At 50.8% G+C, this 17,236-nt stretch carries 19 protein-coding genes; 2 read left to right on the top strand and 17 right to left on the bottom strand.

The genetic code is table 11. From position 1 onward, the window contains the following. The first annotated feature begins 130 nt into the window (after window positions 1-130). Window positions 131-865: a hypothetical protein gene (locus tag ACYUJT_RS15535; RefSeq protein WP_460323774.1), complete on the top strand. Its 735-nt coding sequence runs from the start codon at window positions 131-133 to the stop codon at window positions 863-865. A gap of 43 nt (window positions 866-908) precedes the next feature. Continuing rightward, the gene (locus ACYUJT_RS15530; RefSeq protein WP_460323772.1) at window positions 909-2,183 is read left to right on the top strand and encodes a polysaccharide deacetylase family protein; all 1,275 of its coding nucleotides are present in this window, start codon (window positions 909-911) and stop codon (window positions 2,181-2,183) included. Window positions 2,184-2,316: 133 nt separating this feature from the next. On the opposite strand, the gene ACYUJT_RS15525 is transcribed toward ACYUJT_RS15530, so the two are convergent. From ACYUJT_RS15525 to ACYUJT_RS15445, 17 genes are all read right to left on the bottom strand, one after another. Then, on the bottom strand, window positions 2,317-2,550 hold the full coding sequence (locus tag ACYUJT_RS15525; protein WP_460323770.1) for a hypothetical protein: 234 nt from the start codon (window positions 2,548-2,550) through the stop codon (window positions 2,317-2,319). 195 nt (window positions 2,551-2,745) lie between these two features. Further along, the gene (locus ACYUJT_RS15520; protein WP_460323768.1) at window positions 2,746-3,399 is read right to left on the bottom strand and encodes a ThuA domain-containing protein; all 654 of its coding nucleotides are present in this window, start codon (window positions 3,397-3,399) and stop codon (window positions 2,746-2,748) included. A 26-nt stretch (window positions 3,400-3,425) separates the two neighbouring features. Next, window positions 3,426-4,127, bottom strand: coding sequence for an SDR family NAD(P)-dependent oxidoreductase (locus ACYUJT_RS15515; RefSeq protein WP_460323766.1), 702 nt, complete (start codon window positions 4,125-4,127; stop codon window positions 3,426-3,428). Window positions 4,128-4,166: 39 nt separating this feature from the next. Then, window positions 4,167-4,622 (bottom strand): VOC family protein, encoded by a 456-nt coding sequence (locus tag ACYUJT_RS15510; protein ID WP_460323764.1) that lies wholly within the window; start codon window positions 4,620-4,622, stop codon window positions 4,167-4,169. 68 nt (window positions 4,623-4,690) lie between these two features. After that, complete coding sequence (locus ACYUJT_RS15505; RefSeq protein WP_460323762.1) at window positions 4,691-5,731, bottom strand: LacI family DNA-binding transcriptional regulator; 1,041 nt, start codon at window positions 5,729-5,731, stop codon at window positions 4,691-4,693. 251 nt (window positions 5,732-5,982) lie between these two features. Further along, window positions 5,983-7,644 carry a glycoside hydrolase family 9 protein gene (locus ACYUJT_RS15500; protein ID WP_460323760.1) on the bottom strand — a complete coding sequence of 554 codons (1,662 nt, stop codon included), beginning with the start codon at window positions 7,642-7,644 and terminating at the stop codon, window positions 5,983-5,985. A 106-nt stretch (window positions 7,645-7,750) separates the two neighbouring features. Then, window positions 7,751-9,124, bottom strand: coding sequence for an amino acid permease (locus ACYUJT_RS15495; protein WP_460323758.1), 1,374 nt, complete (start codon window positions 9,122-9,124; stop codon window positions 7,751-7,753). 188 nt (window positions 9,125-9,312) lie between these two features. Further along, window positions 9,313-10,014, bottom strand: coding sequence for an urease accessory protein UreH domain-containing protein (locus ACYUJT_RS15490; protein ID WP_460323756.1), 702 nt, complete (start codon window positions 10,012-10,014; stop codon window positions 9,313-9,315). Window positions 10,015-10,095: 81 nt separating this feature from the next. Then, window positions 10,096-10,920, bottom strand: coding sequence for an urease accessory protein UreD (locus tag ACYUJT_RS15485; RefSeq protein WP_460323754.1), 825 nt, complete (start codon window positions 10,918-10,920; stop codon window positions 10,096-10,098). Continuing rightward, window positions 10,921-11,532: an urease accessory protein UreG gene (gene ureG, locus ACYUJT_RS15480; protein WP_460323752.1), complete on the bottom strand. Its 612-nt coding sequence runs from the start codon at window positions 11,530-11,532 to the stop codon at window positions 10,921-10,923. Window positions 11,533-11,569: 37 nt separating this feature from the next. Next, window positions 11,570-12,253, bottom strand: coding sequence for an urease accessory protein UreF (locus ACYUJT_RS15475; RefSeq protein WP_460323750.1), 684 nt, complete (start codon window positions 12,251-12,253; stop codon window positions 11,570-11,572). After that, window positions 12,246-12,701: an urease accessory protein UreE gene (gene ureE / locus ACYUJT_RS15470; protein ID WP_460323749.1), complete on the bottom strand. Its 456-nt coding sequence runs from the start codon at window positions 12,699-12,701 to the stop codon at window positions 12,246-12,248. Before ureE ends, ACYUJT_RS15475 begins: the two co-directional genes overlap by 8 nt. 13 nt (window positions 12,702-12,714) lie before the next feature. After that, window positions 12,715-14,427, bottom strand: coding sequence for an urease subunit alpha (gene ureC / locus ACYUJT_RS15465; protein ID WP_460323747.1), 1,713 nt, complete (start codon window positions 14,425-14,427; stop codon window positions 12,715-12,717). Continuing rightward, window positions 14,424-14,747 (bottom strand): urease subunit beta, encoded by a 324-nt coding sequence (locus ACYUJT_RS15460; RefSeq protein WP_460323745.1) that lies wholly within the window; start codon window positions 14,745-14,747, stop codon window positions 14,424-14,426. Before ACYUJT_RS15460 ends, ureC begins: the two co-directional genes overlap by 4 nt. Before the next feature lie 30 nt (window positions 14,748-14,777). Further along, window positions 14,778-15,080, bottom strand: a complete 303-nt coding sequence (locus ACYUJT_RS15455; RefSeq protein ID WP_460323743.1) for an urease subunit gamma — start codon at window positions 15,078-15,080, stop codon at window positions 14,778-14,780. A 63-nt stretch (window positions 15,081-15,143) separates the two neighbouring features. Then, window positions 15,144-16,088 carry an urea transporter gene (locus ACYUJT_RS15450; protein ID WP_460323741.1) on the bottom strand — a complete coding sequence of 315 codons (945 nt, stop codon included), beginning with the start codon at window positions 16,086-16,088 and terminating at the stop codon, window positions 15,144-15,146. 174 nt (window positions 16,089-16,262) lie between these two features. Then, window positions 16,263-17,189 (bottom strand): methyl-accepting chemotaxis protein, encoded by a 927-nt coding sequence (locus ACYUJT_RS15445; protein ID WP_460323739.1) that lies wholly within the window; start codon window positions 17,187-17,189, stop codon window positions 16,263-16,265. Between the last annotated feature and the right edge of the window lie 47 nt (window positions 17,190-17,236).

The following is a 17,236-nucleotide window of genomic DNA, read 5'->3' as shown; positions in this document are numbered from 1 at the left end:
ATTATACAATGTCATTAGATAGATTTATTTTTGATACGTCATATTTCATACATAACTATTACTTTAGTAATGTTTTTCACATTTTTAGGAGTAAAATGTCTTAAACTATTTTATTTTAGGAGACGAAGCTATGGCTAGGGATACTAAAAATAAGTCAATGGGTTGGTTCAAAGGCGTTCTTTCTAATTCAAATGAACCTGTTCAAGCTGCCAATGAAGGGGTAGAAGAACCTCTAGCGCTAATCGAAGATACCGCTAGCTACAAGGAAGTACCCAGTCCATCGGAAAGCTCTAGCAAGAAATACATGCTATCTAAAGAGAATCTCGATAAAGTGTCTCTGGACTTAGTCGTGTCTCTTGAGAACATGCTGAATGAACGGCAATTGATTTTGTACAAAAACGAAGATTACGAACAGCAGCTGCAGGCGGCCAATGAAGCGGTCAGCCGCTTAAAGTATGATCTGGTGAAGAAGGAACAGATTATTCAGGATAAAAACAAGGAAATTCGCACGCTGGAAACTAGCCTTACCAACAAACAAATGGGATATGACCAGCTTCTCGAAGACTATAAAGAGTATCAAAGTACGGCAAACCATGACTTCGAGAAGGTATCCAGCCAGTTGGAGAAAGAAACCAACAAATATAACCTGCTCAAGGAAGAGTCTGCCAATATTCAGTATCAAACCATGCTAACTATGAGAGAACTGGAAGAGAGAATCAGAGAGTTGGAAGCTGAGAACACAAAGTTCGAGGCTCAATACGCAAAAATTGTGGCGGAAAAAGCCGAGTTAATGCAGACGATCAACGATTTTACAGAGCGGATGTCGTTCTCCTTCTCATCAAAATCCACTACCACTTCCGAATAATGACTACCTGCTCTCTAGTCACTGCTAGAGAAAGGAGATATCTATGTCCGTGCAAGTCTATCAGGTGAAGCTGTTAGAGCTTCACTCCGTCCATAAAGAGCTAAATCACTCCTATTTGCGTGTCAAGCTAACCTCTGATCAGGAAACAGAGCTGCTGTGGCATATAGACGAGGAAACAGCAGAAAGCCTGCTGTCCATCATTGATCCGGAGGGAGTCTATAAATATAGATTATCCTTCCACAGCTCATGGAATTCCGCCAAAAACCAATATGAAAGCTTCTTGACCAAAACCTACCGCGATCAAAGTGAGAGAGTCTATTTCTCCTGCTCGGAAGCCTATGTAAGCGGATTAAACGCAATCAAGAACAATGAGCCCGCAAGTGAAATCCAAACCCAGGCGGCTGTATCTGAGGCATCGGCTCGGCAGGAGTCCCGAGCAGCGAAGGAAATCCGTCCGCCTAAGCTCCAGCGTAAGCTGACCTGGTCGGCAGTTGCGTTATTGAGCCTGGTCTTCACGATTCTGCTGGGATCTTCCATGCCAACCTTTATCTATAGAGCAGCCAGCGGCGAAGAGGTAAACGCAAGTGTCGGCAGTGTCGGCGAAAGTGAAATCAACAGAAATATCGCGGGGTACGTGGCTGGCCACAGAGCTGTTACCGTTAGCTCACAATTCAAAGCGAGCTCTAACAACGAACCGAGAAAATCGCTGCAGGAGCCGGTTCAGCTGGCCTTACCGTCTGTAGCTTTGGAGGAAGAAGTCACTTTCGGCCTTCCTAAGGGTAAAGCAGCGCTAACTTTTGACGATGGCCCCTCGAAATATACCAAGGCCATTGCCGATATCCTGACGGAGCATGAAGTTGGGGGCACGTTCTTTTTTATTGGGAAAAACGTCAAGAAATACCCCGACTCGGTGCAATACGCCAAATCAAGCGGATACGCGGTCGGCAGCCACAGTATGAATCATTTGGAACTACCCAAGCTGTCTGGCGATAAACAGAAATATGAAATCACGCATCCAAATGAGCTGATCGAAAAGATCACCAAAGAGCCGGTCGTGTTGTTCCGGCCTCCTTATGGAGCCCACAATGATTCCGTCACCGACATCGTACGTGGAATCGATAATAAGATGGTGCTTTGGAACGTCGATACCAAGGACTGGGAAAGTCGGGATGCCGAGAAAATCTACAATTCCGTGGCCAAGTCCAAAGTAAGCGGATCGATTATTCTTCTCCATGAGTCCCAGGCAACGGTCGACGCTTTGCCGCGAATCATTCAGTTCCTGAAGGAACAAGACCTGGAAATCGTAAATTTGCAATAACTATTAAGACCACAAAGACCACCCGAAAGGGTGGTCTTTTTTAGATTTCTACAGCTCACTCACTTTTACAAACGTATATCCCTTCTGCCTCTAATTCTCAATTACTGACGGAAGCGCCTCAATCGTATGCAAATCATCCAGCATATGCAGCAAAATGATGCTGCCGCCCTTCGCCTGCTCCATAATCCTCCGGGTAATTTCGGCAGCGGATCGGCTCTCCTGCGTATCTTACAATCGGCTGCCTAACTTTATAGGATTCATTCCCGTCCTTGGCACTGTTGCTTTTAGCCATGCTGCAGCCGGACAACATGATGCCTAAGAATATTAAAAGCACGGCCATCGCCTGGATTCTCCAGGGCTTACTCATGCTCCCTGCTTCCATTTTCCTTGCTCCTTTGGTATATGAGTCTTATTCCGTCTTCATCTTTAACCAATGAACTGAATATATCCCATCCCATGAAGCCTAGAAAGCCGCAATATATTCCTTGTATTCCAATTGCCTGCAGTTTCTGATTACTCGCCGTCACGCAAATAACGGACCATGGCAGTATTCCGTCTATAACTACAGCTTAGCGCACCAGGCAACCAGGCTCCTCATCACCATAATAAACCACGGCATCAGCAGTCCGTCGGATAAATGAGCCGGCGTTATGCAGCCGACACGGCCAGCCCCGTAGCTGTGATGCCAGCCGGCCACGGCTTCCCCGTCCCTGGAAGACGAGCGTATAAATATATTCGTCTCTTCCTTCTTGCAATCAACAAAATAATGCTCGTCCATGAAGCTGAAAGCTTCCCCCAAGTCGCCCAGTTCCGTGCCGGCCAGCGGCGTGTAGGTCACGATGCTATGCTGCTCCGGATGCATGAGGAAACGTCCGCGAAGCATTCTGACATAGGCTCCGTCTTCCGGATAAGATGCCAGTCCCGAATGCCATGCCAGCCAAGCCCCTCCGCCGGCAACATATTTCTCGATCTGCTCAGCCGCCTGTTCTGTCATCCAGCATCTAACCTGCTCCGCCTCAGGATCGATGCGGTTCTCGGCAAACAGTACAACCAAATCCGGCAGCTTGTTCAATTCCTGTCGAAGCTGCTCCACACCCGCATATGTGAACTGAATTTGGGCACTCCTGACATACGGCTCTACCACCTGCTCCCAAGATTGCCTAGCTAGTCCGGCATCATGATAATAATCACCAGCGACTACCAGTATATGCTTCATCCGTCACCATCTCCGATCCGCCCTGCTTAATAAGGCATAGGCTCTCCTTTATGAGTAATCATCCAGCTCTCCTGCGCGGGTACGACCTTTCTCTCGGCCAGATTCAGCAGGCCAATAGCCGTATCCCCGGGGTCTCCTGGCGCCTGCTCTCCCCCCATCGGCGTTCGGATCCAGCCCGGGTGGACGTTGTACACAGCGAATCCTTGAGGTGCAAGCTCCTTGCGCAGCTGCGCCGAGAAGAACGACAGCGCGCTCTTGGACAGCGCATACGGATAATCCTGGCCATATGCCGCCGTAAAGCATCCCGCCTCCGAGCTGATATTGATAATGCAAGGTCTCTCGCTGCGACGAAGCAGCGGCAGGAAATGCTTGACCATTTTCATCGGACCATAGAGATTTGTCATCATCGAGCGCTCTACTTCCGTCATTTCCAGCTCCTCCAGCTTCTTGTCGCGGGCAACCAGAATTCCTGCGTTGTTAATCAGCACATCCACCGTACCGAAGCGCCGCTCAACGGCATCCCTTGCTTCGGCAATCTCGCTTTCTTCATTCACATTCAGCTGAATCAACTCCAGTTGTCCGGGATACTCCCGGCGCATAGCCCCGAATTGCTCACTGTCCTGCTTCAAATTCCGAATACCCGCAATGACATGATGCCCACCCTTGAGCGCTTCCTCTACCGTAGACAATCCCAGCCCCTTGCTTGCGCCCGTGATTAGAATATTCATCTTCACTCGCCACCTTCTTCAGCATTCTGTCTAGCTCTATTAGTTGTCGTTCTCAAGCAGTTCCACCATAACCTTCAATTCCTTGAACGTATCCATATACGCATATCGGCCGCCCGTGTACTCGCCCTTCTGGATCAGCGGCATTTGATTCGCCTCCAGTACCGCGATCTTCTCCTTCATACCCTTTATGACAAAGGCAATATGGTGCACCCCTTCGCCATGCTCGTCCAGGAACTCCCGCCAGGTTGAAGGATGCTCGTCCGGCTCAATCAACTCCAACTGCAGTTGGCCGCAATCGAAAAAAGCCAGCTTGGCGCGGGCCTCCGAGGACGCTCCATTAAATTCCGTTTGGGCCACATCTACGGTATCCGTCCAGAACCATTTCGGCTTCTCTATACCGAAGAAGTCCGCATAACTTTGGGATACTTTATCGATGTCGCGTACAATGATGCCGATCTGCGTAATGACGTTTGTACCTAATAAGCCTTTTTCCATGGGAATATGCTCCTTTTCGCATTGGTTTATATTTATATTTGTATTTATATTTATATGCAGCGCTGTCTCTAGATCTCCCTGCAGGATTCCCTAATGATCAACTCCGTCGTGCCCACATACTTCTTGAATTCCTTGGCTGGCGCTTCGATCGTCTCGATTAATTTCCTCGCCAGCGTATCAACCATTTCGGCAAAATCAACATGGATCGACGTGAGGGCCGGCTGGATCCGCGAGCTGAGCAGATGATCGTCAAAGCCGACTAAGGAAATATCCCCTGGTACGGTGAGGCCAGCCTCCTGCAAGGCCGCCAAAGCACCAAAAGCCACGCTGTCGTTGCAGGCAAATATCGCCGTAGGCAGCTCTTTTACGTTGCTGAGCCACTGCTTCACGGAGTTATATCCGCTTTTCTCACTGAAATCAGCCGGTATGATCCATTCCGGTTTCACTACAAGCCCATGAGAACGCATGGCAGCCTTGAACCCCTCCAGCCTCTCGTGCCCCGAGCAGCGCAGCGGATCTCCGGCAATGAACCCGATCCTGCGATGGTTCAAGCTTGCGAGGTAATCGACGCCTTGCTTCATGCCCTGATGATTGCCGAAATTGCATATCACCCGATTAGGCTCATTCCGCCCTTCGATATGCTGGTCAATAATACCCACCACATAGCCCTCAGCAATAAGCTCTTCAATCAACGACTCATGATTTGCGGTACCGATAAAAACCCCTCCGTCAATCCGCCGCTGGTAGAAGGTTTCCTTGACTTTACGCAGCACCTCGCTGTCCCTCGTGTTTCTTATGATGTGGGTTAAGACATAATACCCCTGGTTGGATGCGCTTTCAATAAGCCCGGTAATTAACGAATTCGTAAGCGAATCGTGACATATTTCTTCCGGGGAAATCATAAACAGGCCAACCGTACAAGTCCTCTTCCCGGACATAATCCTTGCCGAAAAGTTCGGAGAATACTTATACTGCTCGATGACCTGCATCACCTTATCACGCGTAGCCTGCGGCACATTCGGGTAGTTATTGATGACCCTGCTTACCGTACTTCGCGACACGCCTGCAATCCGGGCGATTTCAATGCTATTGATTTCGGCTTTCCTCATAGCACCCCTCCATTTAACACGTGTTCGCAATTTTCTAGCACTAAAATTTAGAACTAGCCTGCAAAAGTCGTATTGCTGCAGCTATTTCCTCCAAAACACCGCGCCCAAAAATCCCCATTTCGTGAACACGTGTTTACAAGCACAATTTACCGCAGCCTTCATGCATTGTCAATAACATTTGTGTGCACTGCAGAGATAAATAGCAAGCAAAGAGCCCCGCTCTCAGCAGTGCTCTTTGCTTGCTTTACTTTTTATACAAAATGAGACAGCACGAACACCGCGGGAGAATTCCAATAGATCGTAACCTCATTGGTCGCGTAGCTCTCCATGACATCGGCAAAGGATGCGGCCGGCGCCTTGTCTGCCAAATGCTCGCGTGCATACTCATCCTGCTTGCCATGGTTCGGGCCGCCCGACACCAAACCTGGAACGGGCGCTTCGACGCCGTCTCCTTCGGAGGGGCGATGATGCGGATGCAGAATCGGCCGGCTGCCAAGCCCGGTGACATAACTCATGCCTACCACATTGGCTCCAAACAAGTAATGTACGTGCTCGAGCGCGCAGCGCTCATACGTTTGGGAACCCGACAAGCGGTCGGCAATTAGCAGCAGCATGGCATGATTCATCACCAGCATGTTGCTGCCCCAAATATACTGCTCCGGCTTAAGCGATATGCCGAACCCGTCTTCGCGGCTTACCGCCGCAAGCTCATCGGCCCGCTGCTGCAGACCAGCCAATAGACGAGTCGCTAATTGGGGGTCATTCTCCCGCTCCGACAGCAGGTAGGAAATCGTACCGTATCCGCCCATGTCCGCCCAGCCCAGCTCGTATTTATCGAACGCATCCTGACCGCCAAGCTCTCGGAAAGCTTCATGATAGCGCGCTTCTCCGGTAGTCCGGTACAATTCAGCCGCTGCCCAATAGCGTTCATCCAAATCCTGCTCGTCGCCGTATTCTCCGGTGAGGATCTCAGGCGGATTGCGGAACCCTGGATATTCGGAGTGACGCTCCAGCCAGGCCCAGGCTCGCTCCGCCGCCTTTAGGCACGAAGCTGCAAAGGCAGCGTCATATGGAGCGTAAACCCGCGCCGCCATAGCCATAACGCCGGTAAAACATCCCGTCGCCGTAGCCGATACCGGGGATATGTACAGCTCCGCTGTATCTTCCTCCGGCATCACATCCGGGCCTGGGAACTGCAATGTTGTGAGCTTATGGAAGGCACCGCCGCTCTCGCTATCCTGCATGCGAAGCATCCATTCGAGCTCGTACCGGCATTCATGCAGCACATCCGGCATGGCGCCGTCGCTCTCCGGCACCGGCAAGGCCCTCTCAAAGACCTGCGGGTAACATTCATAAGCTAGCAGCAGATCCGCTACCGCCTTAGCGCCAGGTGCTACGTATTTGCCGTAGTCCCCGGCATCGTGCCACCCTCCCCAGGCGTCGACTCTCCGCGGTTCCTCCCCATAAACGATGGCAGGCGTAAGGTGACAAGCCGCATGCTTCCACGGACCTGCGTATTTATCCTCCAGCTCCATTCCGCAGCGAAAGAAATAGAACGCTTTCAACAATGCCTGATGGGCTTCCTCATATACGGCATCTGAGATCACAAACGGATATGAGCTATGCCCGTCTCCGGCCTCAATCCGATACGTACCCGGCTGACTCCAAACGGAGAAGTCGCCCCGGCTCACCGTAATTTCGCTGGCTTTGTCGGCAACCGCAGGCATCGTATCCCCCTGCCAAACCACTGCACCGCTTACATGATCGACAAGTCGAAAGCGGCCTCCTTCCCCTGTAACCATGGCGATCTTCGCATCTTTACTGCGATAGCCAAGCTGGTTCACGGCTATGCTTCCTTGCTGCTCCATTTGCATGCGTCTATGCCCTCCTTCTTCTTCCAATTTAGAACCCATGATATTTCCTTTTTATATTTTGGTCAATTGCATTTTGCGAACAAAAAATGACCGTCCTCCGAATTTATCGAAGAACGGCCAATTTCATTGAACAATATTTTCGCTGCTACCTCTGTACCTTCTTGAACTTAACCAGTGACCAAAGATACAGAAACAGCAGGAATGCCAGACAAACACCGATGCTAAGCACATTTTGACGGTCAAAGAGGAACAGTACTGCAATCACCGCCAAGCTCACCACAGCCAATATCGTAATATACGGAAACCCCCATACGCGAAAGTTTGGCTGCACTGGATAGCTGCGGCGCAGCTTCAGTTGGGATAAGCAAATGCTGATCCACACCAGCAGCACAACAAACCCCGGCACCGCCATAAGGAAGCGGAATAACCCGTCCTGAAAGAGGTAGGCCAGAATAGCGCCCCCGATTAATACCGCTGCACACAGCTTCAGGCTGTTCATCGGCACTCCCCGTTTCGTCGTACGGGCCAGATAAGGCGATGCTTCTCCGCTTGCTGCCATCGAATGGAGCATACGGGTGGCCCCGTAAATGCCCGAGTTGGCTGCGGACAATACCGCCGTAACGAGAATAAAGTTCATCACGTGCGCCGATCCCTGCATCCCCGTGCTGGCCAGCACCTGTACGAAAGGACTGCTCTCGCCGTTCAACTGATTCCAAGGAATCAGGCTGCAAATAACGAGAATCGGCAGCGTATAGAAAAGAATGACCCGCAGAATAAAACTCTTGACTACCTTGGGCAGCACTCTGTCCACATCTTTTGTCTCGGTCAAGGTAAGCCCGATCAGCTCCGAACCTCCATAGGAGAACATTACTACCAGCAGGGCAGCAATGATCGCCGTCCATCCGTTCGGCAGAAAGCCGCCGTAATCCACCAGATTATGCAGTCCCCCCGTGCCTTCCACAGTCCATACGCCGGACAAAATCAACACGCCCAGCACAATAAACACTATGATCATGCCAATTTTAATACCCGCCAGCCAAAACTCTGCTTCCCCAAAACCGCTGACGCTCAGCATATTTACCCCCAGAACCAGTACCGCACATCCCAAGGTTAACAGCCATAACGGCGCATCCGGAAGCCAATATTGCAAGAAACTGCCCGCGGCAAGCACCTCTATGACGCATACTGTCAGCCACATAAAGCAATATAGCCAGCCGATAATGAATGACAACCGCTCGCCGAACGCCTCACGAATGAAGTCCTTCATATTGCGATTCGGATACACCATCGCCATCTCGGCAATGGCTCCCATCACAATGAGCAGCAGCAAACCTGCCAAAATATATGAAATGACGATTCCCGGTCCCGCTATACTAATCGTCTCGTAACTTCCCTTGAATATTCCCGTACCGATCACGCCGCCCATGGCCATAAAGGTAATATGACGAGGCCGCAGTTTCTTGTGCAGCGTCCCCTGTTCCTGTTCATTCTCGTTAGCTTGTACCCTCTCCTGCGACATTTCCTGACTCCTTCCAATGCTCCATCTCTTTTGTTACACCTAAATTTACAGTTTACTCTTATTCCTCAAAACATGCACGCTCAAAAACACATTCTTTCAATGACCCCTCTACAGAACACAAAAAAAGCCGCTGCAATCAGCGGCTGTTCAAATCAATCCACTAAACAAAGGAATACTCCGGTTTGACTCTAGCCCAGCCACATACGGAACAAGCCATCCGTAACCCCAAGGCTGTACATGTAATACAAGCCAAATAACACGCTGACTGCGCCGGTAATTCGCGTTAAGGTCATTTTTAGGCTTCGGTTGTTGGCGCTCAGCACAAATGGAATCCCTAAGATCGTGGTGAAAATCAGCATCCCGGCAATCGTGCCCAGTCCGAAGAATAAAATATACAACGTTCCATTCCACACGGTATGTACGGTCGTCATGGTGAGCAGAACCATTGCCGCGCTTCCCGCCAATCCATGTACCAGACCAATGACCATGGATTTAAGATAGGAGGTTTGATGATGGGTTGGATCACCCTTGCGAAGAAAGTGCTTATGCTGTTCGCCGCTATGCTGATGCTCTACTAATTCGGCTTTGTTCTTGCCGACGGAAATCCAGTTGACAACCCCGAGATATACGAGCATCCCTCCGACGATAAACTCTAATAAGCCCGCCCACTTATCGGGAAGCGTGCTCTTCGTGAGGATGAGGATCAGGCCCACTGCCAGCAGTGTAGCGGTGTGGCCAATTCCCCAGAATATGCCGACCAGCGATGTTCGCCACAGTTTTTTCGTATGGCTTGCAATGGTGGATACGGCAATGATGTGGTCAGGCTCTATGGCATGCTTGATTCCGAGAATAAAGCCGATGCCAAGTATAGAAAGCAAACCGATTTCCATGAGAAACCCACCCCTTTTCGTAAGGACTATTTTATCCTTATGCAGGGTTGCCCACGATAATAACTACAGCCCGTCATCCGCTTAATACTTCCGGAACGAGACGGTTTTGCTCCCTAAGAAACGCTCCCGAACCACCCGCCGGCATTGCTCGAACACGTTTTCGATTTGCAGCGTTGACATGGCTAGTACCCGTAGAGAGAACCCGGATACGGCTAATGCGGATATTCCGACTCTGCACAAATGTCCAGCGGCTTCAAGCTCTTCGCCAAGAGTCTCCGCCATACCACGAGGCACGTTATCTCCTATGACGAGTAGGGATCCCAAGTGGGTGTAGCCTTCAAGAAGCCCTAACCCCTCCATCGATCGGGTCTCCGGGGTTAATGGGAGGTTATCGAATACAACCAGCTCATCCTCTATGTATACGACCGTTCGCAGCTGCAGCCTGTTGTATTGGAACAAAGCCCCGTCCGGGGACCAGCCCGGGGTGATGATCTCCCCGTAGACTAGGGTTGCCCCCCGAGCCATTCGTACGACGGTTTCCTGCTTGTATCTTGCATGCCGGTATGCAATCAGGGGATCAGATATAAACTCCAGGTAACTGCCTTGCTCCAATCGAATGTCCATTTCATGCAAGACAGGCACCTTTAGCGTCTTGTAGATTTTGGTCGAGGACTGCGTAGTCAGCAGCATATGAGCATCATCGCAAAGGTGGATATCCGTTTTGTACCTGTCTCCGTCAACGTAACCTCCGCCTAGATTCAACATGTAGAAGCACGGCAAGCCGCTGTCATCGAGATATATAGGGGGAGTTACTTTGGATGCTCCCTGGTTATATACTTCAGCCAGTACCGTCCTTTCCTGTTTTCGCTGAACCGTAAGCTGAAGCACTCCCGTCCATTGCTCCATCTATCTGAGCCCCTCTAGCAAGGCGTTTGCCTCAATCCATTCCACCACGTTGCCCAGGCCGACATCTTCTTTTAAATTCGTGAACACGAACGGCTTCTCTCCGCGAAAAGCTCTAGTATCGCTCTCCATCACATCGAGGCTTGCGCCAACATACGGGGCAAGATCGATCTTATTGATGATGAACAAATCCGACTTGATCATGCCTTGGCCGCCCTTGCGCGGGATTTTCTCTCCCTGGGCAACGTCGATGATGTAAATGGAGAAATCAACGAGTTCCGGGCTGAACGTTGCCGCTAAGTTATCTCCGCCGCTTTCCACGAAAATAATTTCAACGTCAGGATGGCGGCCCTTCAATTCCTCAATCGCCGCAAAGTTCATGGAGGCATCCTCCCGGATCGCCGTATGGGGACAACCGCCGGTCTCCACGCCAATGATGCGGTCCGCGGGAAGAATTCCATTTTTAATGAGGAAATTGGCATCTTCCTTCGTGTAAATATCGTTGGTAATCACCGCCATACTGCGATCTTTATGCATCTGCCGCGTGAGCTTCTCCAGAAGCAGCGTTTTCCCAGCTCCTACAGGTCCTCCGACCCCAATTCGAATCGGCTCCATCTTGCATCGTCCTTTCTCATTGTGAAAATATACAAATCTACGACATGAACAGCCGGATATGCAGCCGCTCATGCCTCATTTGCGACAGCTCCAGCCCCGGAGACGTAACCCCGAACTCATCCTCATCCAGCGCTTCGATCTTCTTGACGGCCTGCCGAAGCTGTGCGTGCATATCCTGAATTAACCGCTGGCCGTCCGTCTGGCCGAGCGGAATTCCACGCACGCCGTTCTGAATCAAGCTGGCCGTACACGAATGCAAATAAGACAGCAAAGCGACGGGCAGCGGAACATGGAGATATTGGGCGATGATCGCAAAGGCGATTGCCGGATGGCCAAAGCTGCGCTGCGCCTTCAACCGCTCCTGGTATGCAGCCAGGACGGGTGAATCATACAGCTCAAGGCCAAGCTGAACGAGCCGTTGTCCCATCCTTGTGCTCCCTTCCCGCGTCTCCTGCGGGAAGCTCTGGACCGAGATCATACGGTCCCATGCCCATACATGCTCCTGCTCCGCCCGATCCAGCGCTTCATAAACTAGCCGGAACGCAAGCCCGTCCGTATAAACCAGCTGTTCGGCAATATATGCGCTGATCCATTCCGCAAACGTCGGCTTATCGACCACTTTCCCTTCCTGAACATACGTTTCCAGTCCGAAGGAATGGCTGAATGCGCCATTTGGAAAGTTGGAGTCGCATAACTGCAGCAGCGGCAATATATCAGCCATGACTATGTCCGATTGGCCGGAAGGGCTGCTTCACTTTTAATTTCTCACAGGTGTAAGGAACGTCCGATTGCTTCAGCAGATCCTCTACCAAATAATCATACTGAACCAGCATCCGCTCCTCTTCAAACTGCGCCGGCAAATGGCGGTTACCCAGCTTATGAGCGATATCCCCCATTTCTTGCATATTGCGCGGACGAATGGCCAAGACCTCTTCCGGCACAACCTCAACGACGATAAGACTGTTGTCGTCCATATATAAGACGTCGCCATGATTCAGGGAAGTGCTCTGAACCAATGAAATGCCGAGCTCCCTGCCATGGTCCGTAACGACCCGCTGGATTCGCTTCAGCAAGTCGTCGCTATGCAAATAAACTCTCTCGAGATGGCGCTGAATACGGTTCTCAGGACTTATATCGTCGAGACTGGTTACGATTTGTTCTATAATCAATTGAACTCACCTCTCAGAATAAGTAGTAGCGCTGTGCCATCGGTACAACGTCGACCGGTTCACAGGTCAACAGCTCGCCGTTGACGGTAACCTCGAATGTCTGCGGATCGACCTTGATTTCTGGGGTTTCTGCATTATGCTTCATCGCCTGTTTGGTCAGATTGCGAATGCCGCCAACCGGCAGAACTTTTTTCTGCAGGCCCAATTCCTTATGCAACCCCTCATCGTAAGCGACCCTCGATACAAAAGTAATCGTGCTGCTATGCATCGCTTTCCCGTAAGAAGCATACATCGGACGCAAAAGAACCGGCTGAGGCGTAGGTATGGCGGCGTTAGCATCACCCATGCAGGCATGAATCACCATTCCGCTCATGACAACAGCTTCAGGCTTCACTCCGAAAAACGCCGGATGCCAGATCACTAAATCGGCGATCTTCCCGACCTCAATGGAGCCAACGTAAGAAGAAATGCCGTGGGCAATCGCCGGATTGATCGTATACTTGGCAATGTACCGCTTTACACGATTATTATCAGCGACCCCTTCGTCTCCCTGCAGCTTCCCTCTTTGCTTTTTCATTTTGTCCGCGGTCTGCCAGGTCCGGCAGACCACCTCGCCAATCCGGCCCATCGCCTGGGAATCCGAGCTCATGATACTTAAGACGCCAAGATCATGCAGAATATCTTCCGCGGCAATCGTCTCGCGGCGAATCCGGGAATCGGCGAACGCGACATCCTCGGGAACCTTGATGCTCAAATGGTGACAGACCATCAGCATATCGATGTGTTCATCAAGCGTATTGACCGTGAACGGCTTCGTCGGATTCGTGGAAGCGGGAAGCACGTTCGATAAGCCCGCCATTTTAATAATGTCCGGAGCATGGCCGCCTCCAGCACCTTCCGTATGAAAAGTATGGATGACCCTGCCATTAATTGCAGCGATCGTATCCTCGACAAAGCCGAATTCGTTCAGCGTATCCGTATGGATCGCGACCTGAACATCGTATTTATCCGCCACGCGCAAAGAGTGGTCGATGGCGGAGGCGGTAGCTCCCCAATCCTCATGTACCTTCAGTCCAATGGCGCCGGCACGTATTTGTTCCGCAAGCGCCTCCTCGGATGACCCGTTGCCTTTGCCTAAGAATCCTAAATTGATCGGCAGACCGTCCGCCGCCTCCAACATACGGTGCATATTCCATACGCCCGGCGTACAGGTCGTCGCCTTCGATCCTTCCGTCGGTCCCGTTCCGCCCCCGATCAGCGTAGTCAAGCCGGAAGATAGAGCAACTTCGACTTGGAACGGATTGATCATATGAATGTGAGTATCGATCCCACCCGCCGTTACGATCAAACCTTCCGCAGATATAATCTCAGTTCCGGCCCCGATAATGAGGTTGACGCCGTCCATCACCATAGGATTGCCGCTTTTGCCGATGCCAGCGATTTTTCCGTCCAGAATACCGATGTCCGCCTTGTATATTCCGGTATAATCTACGATGACGGCATTGGTAATCACAACGTCAAGCGCTCCTTCGTCCCGGGTCGCCAACGGATGCTGTCCCATTCCATCCCGAATGGATTTGCCTCCCCCGAATTTGCACTCATCGCCGTATGTAGTGAAATCCTTCTCGATTTCGATGAACAAGTCGGTATCCGCCAACCGGATGCAGTCCCCCGTCGTCGGGCCGAACAAATCGGCGTATTGCTTTCTTGTCAAACGCAGGCTCATTTCGCTTCCTCCTTGTCCAATGGCCCATCTGTCTTATTGTTCAATCCGTATACGATCCGCTCTCCCCCGAAGGGTACCAGCTCGACCTCCTTGGCATCGCCCGGTTCAAACCTAACAGCAGCGCCCGATGGAATGTTCAGATGCAATCCGAAGCTGAGTTCCCGGTCAAATTGGAGGGCCGAATTCACCTCATAGAAGTGATAGTGAGAGCCGACCTGGATCGGGCGGTCGCCGGTATTCAATACTTTTAACGAGCTTACGGGCTTGCCCTCATTGCAGATAATATCGTCTTCGCGCAGCACATACTCCCCTGGTATCATCGAACCTTCTCCTTTTTCTATTGAAATTATTCAGCTGATCGGATAATGAACCGTGACCAGCTTCGTTCCGTCCGGGAATGTCGCCTCTACCTGAATGTCATGAATCATTTCTGGAACCCCCTCCATGACGTCGTCCGCGGACAATATTTCCCGGCCCTTCTTCATTAGTTCGGCAACGGTTTTGCCTTCTCGGGCACCTTCCATAATTTCATAGGTAACGAGTGCTACCGCTTCCGGATAATTCAGCTTTATGCCTCTACTCTTTCGTCTGATCGCCAAATCGGCGGCAACAACGATCATCAGCTTCTCTTGTTCCCGATCGGAAAGCTTCATTTCGATCCTCCTTTATACCTTCAGTTCGATAAACCTCATTATTTCCTTAATTTGGGTCAATATTCAAAGATTCTTCAATAGCTGCCTCCCGGCGAGCATTACCCAAGTGACGAGTACAAAAGGCATCGTCAAAGCCGGGAGCCCATAGGGATTAAGCCAAGTTTCGATCCCTGCCGCGACCGGAACCGTAAGTATGGCGGCAAGCAGTCCTGCTGGGATGTTGGGCCCTTGAGCATTGCGGTACGCAAATGACACTGCGAGCACTGCCAATACGGCATTAAAACCATAGAGCCCGGAATTCAGCATCGCAATCTCTGCGCCTAAGCCGTAAGCCGTTATCCCACCAATCACCGTTCCGGCAATCGCATAAAGTCCCAGCCTCCAGCCAGCCACAAAAATAGCCAACAGAATCAATATTCCGGACACCAGGCCCTCCACGAAATAAACCTGCCCAATGCCATTAATTAAGCCGGCGAGCCATTCGATCGTTCGTTCTTTAAGGTCTGGTTGTAGGTTGACGATATCCTGGGGTTGTATCTTCGCATTAAGATGAACGGCGTTCAAGTGAAAGGCGGCAAGCAGCCACATCCAAGTCAGGAGAATATAGGGGAAGGTCAGCACGGGCAGCCCCCAATTTCTCATAACATGCATAGCGGCGGCTGTTGTAAGCGCCGCGACGGCTGCCCCGGCAAGCGCGAACCCCCATTTTGCGCTTCCATCCAGATATAGTGAAAACGCCAGCCCGGCTAACACCGAATTGTATCCAAACAGTCCTTGAACGGCCGTTGCCCTGTCCTTCCCTCCGCTGTAACCGATCCAAGTCCCGATCACCGAACAAGCCAGTGCGATCAGCCCCAACGAATAACTGGAAATGGCAATAGCCACTAGAACGAGGAGTCCGGTAGCCGCATTCTCGATTAACAAGACTTGGGATATTCCCCTGAAAACGGCCAGGACGAACTGCCTGAAATGACCATCTGGCTGGGCCTTGCGCTTAGTAGTATGCATGCTGCCCCCTCTATTCCAGTAGAATAATGAGATTATTATGCCCTCTGTAATATTTTTACATACACAAATCGCTTAATTTGAAATTAGCCAATGCAAAAAAGCACCCTTAGGGGTGCTGAGAGGTGCGTGCTTTTCCATGCTTCTTATTTAGCTCGGCATACTATCCTATAAACCCTATAAAATTTCGCTCAGTACCTTAGCCTGCTGATCAAGCCGTTTCGAGGCTTCTCCGATACCAATGAATTCATTAACTGCCAATTCGATATGCTGCTGATTGTCCGTAATAATCGTCTGTGATCGCTTCATGCCTTTTGAGATGTCTTCAATCTGAGCCGCAATTCCCGTCAGATTCGCCTGCACTTCCTGTGCCGCTTCCTCCGCTTGCCCAGCCAGCCGGCGGACCTCGGTTGCCACCACATTAAACCCCCGTCCATACTCCCCGGCATGAGCAGCTTGAATGGCTGCGTTCAGAGCCAGCAAATTCGTCTGTGCCGCCACTTCGCGAATGGTCGTGATAATGCTCCGGGCGGAACTGGCTCGCTGCTGAAGCAATCCAAGAACGCCAAGATTATTCTCCGACTGAGCTACAGCTTGTTCAATGGCCGAGGACATTTCACCGCTAGTGGATATGCCTTCCTCCGCCCGGATTAATAAATCAGCCGCCATTTCCTGCAAATCCTGGGTCATTCGAGTAGTGGCATTTTCCCTAGCCGTAATATCGGTTGCTACCTTAAGAACAGCCTCCACTTGACCTTCTTCATTGTAAACCGGAGTATAGGTAGCCTCAAACCACAATTCCTGCCCCTCTTTAGAGATACGCAAAATTTTCTCCTGGAACGAAAATCCCTCCCTCAACTGATTCCAAAAGGATTCATATTCCGGGCTATTCACAAACTCGGTCGAACAGAAATGCCGATGCATCATTCCCGGCAATTCCCCCGCTTCATATCCCATAGTCCGGGCAAACAACTCATTCGCCCATATCACCTGTCCATTGACATTAAATTCAATCATAGCCAATGACCGCTCTATGGCCGTAAGCACCGCTTCTTTATCAAGCACCTGAGTGCTGAAATAACCATTTTTCAACATACTCCTCATGGCATACTCCTTAAGAAACTAATTTGTATAATTTGTGTATAATATTT

This window comes from Paenibacillus sp. YSY-4.3 (assembly GCF_054767475.1).
The sequence above is the reverse complement of the archived record's forward strand: the minus strand, read 5'-3'. Positions and strand labels throughout refer to the sequence as shown.

Bases quoted from the DNA above. Each gene is read 5' to 3' on its own strand.
- ureG (WP_460323752.1), bottom strand. From the start codon at position 11,532: ATGGAGCCGATTCGAATTGGGGTCGGAGGACCTGTAGGAGCTGGGAAA.
- ACYUJT_RS15515 (WP_460323766.1), bottom strand. From the start codon at position 4,127: ATGAATATTCTAATCACGGGCGCAAGCAAGGGGCTGGGATTGTCTACG.
- ACYUJT_RS15485 (WP_460323754.1), bottom strand. From the start codon at position 10,920: ATGGAGCAATGGACGGGAGTGCTTCAGCTTACGGTTCAGCGAAAACAG.
- ACYUJT_RS15525 (WP_460323770.1), bottom strand. From the start codon at position 2,550: ATGAGTAAGCCCTGGAGAATCCAGGCGATGGCCGTGCTTTTAATATTC.
- ACYUJT_RS15530 (WP_460323772.1), top strand. From the start codon at position 909: ATGTCCGTGCAAGTCTATCAGGTGAAGCTGTTAGAGCTTCACTCCGTC.
- ACYUJT_RS15500 (WP_460323760.1), bottom strand. From the start codon at position 7,644: ATGGGTTCTAAATTGGAAGAAGAAGGAGGGCATAGACGCATGCAAATG.
- ACYUJT_RS15460 (WP_460323745.1), bottom strand. From the start codon at position 14,747: ATGATACCAGGGGAGTATGTGCTGCGCGAAGACGATATTATCTGCAAT.
- ACYUJT_RS15495 (WP_460323758.1), bottom strand. From the start codon at position 9,124: ATGTCGCAGGAGAGGGTACAAGCTAACGAGAATGAACAGGAACAGGGG.
- ACYUJT_RS15445 (WP_460323739.1), bottom strand. From the start codon at position 17,189: ATGAGGAGTATGTTGAAAAATGGTTATTTCAGCACTCAGGTGCTTGAT.
- ACYUJT_RS15490 (WP_460323756.1), bottom strand. From the start codon at position 10,014: ATGGAAATCGGTTTGCTTTCTATACTTGGCATCGGCTTTATTCTCGGA.
- ACYUJT_RS15505 (WP_460323762.1), bottom strand. From the start codon at position 5,731: ATGAGGAAAGCCGAAATCAATAGCATTGAAATCGCCCGGATTGCAGGC.
- ACYUJT_RS15510 (WP_460323764.1), bottom strand. From the start codon at position 4,622: ATGGAAAAAGGCTTATTAGGTACAAACGTCATTACGCAGATCGGCATC.
- ACYUJT_RS15455 (WP_460323743.1), bottom strand. From the start codon at position 15,080: ATGAAGCTTTCCGATCGGGAACAAGAGAAGCTGATGATCGTTGTTGCC.
- ACYUJT_RS15535 (WP_460323774.1), top strand. From the start codon at position 131: ATGGCTAGGGATACTAAAAATAAGTCAATGGGTTGGTTCAAAGGCGTT.
- ACYUJT_RS15475 (WP_460323750.1), bottom strand. From the start codon at position 12,253: ATGGCTGATATATTGCCGCTGCTGCAGTTATGCGACTCCAACTTTCCA.
- ureC (WP_460323747.1), bottom strand. From the start codon at position 14,427: ATGAGCCTGCGTTTGACAAGAAAGCAATACGCCGATTTGTTCGGCCCG.
- ACYUJT_RS15520 (WP_460323768.1), bottom strand. From the start codon at position 3,399: ATGAAGCATATACTGGTAGTCGCTGGTGATTATTATCATGATGCCGGA.
- ACYUJT_RS15450 (WP_460323741.1), bottom strand. From the start codon at position 16,088: ATGCATACTACTAAGCGCAAGGCCCAGCCAGATGGTCATTTCAGGCAG.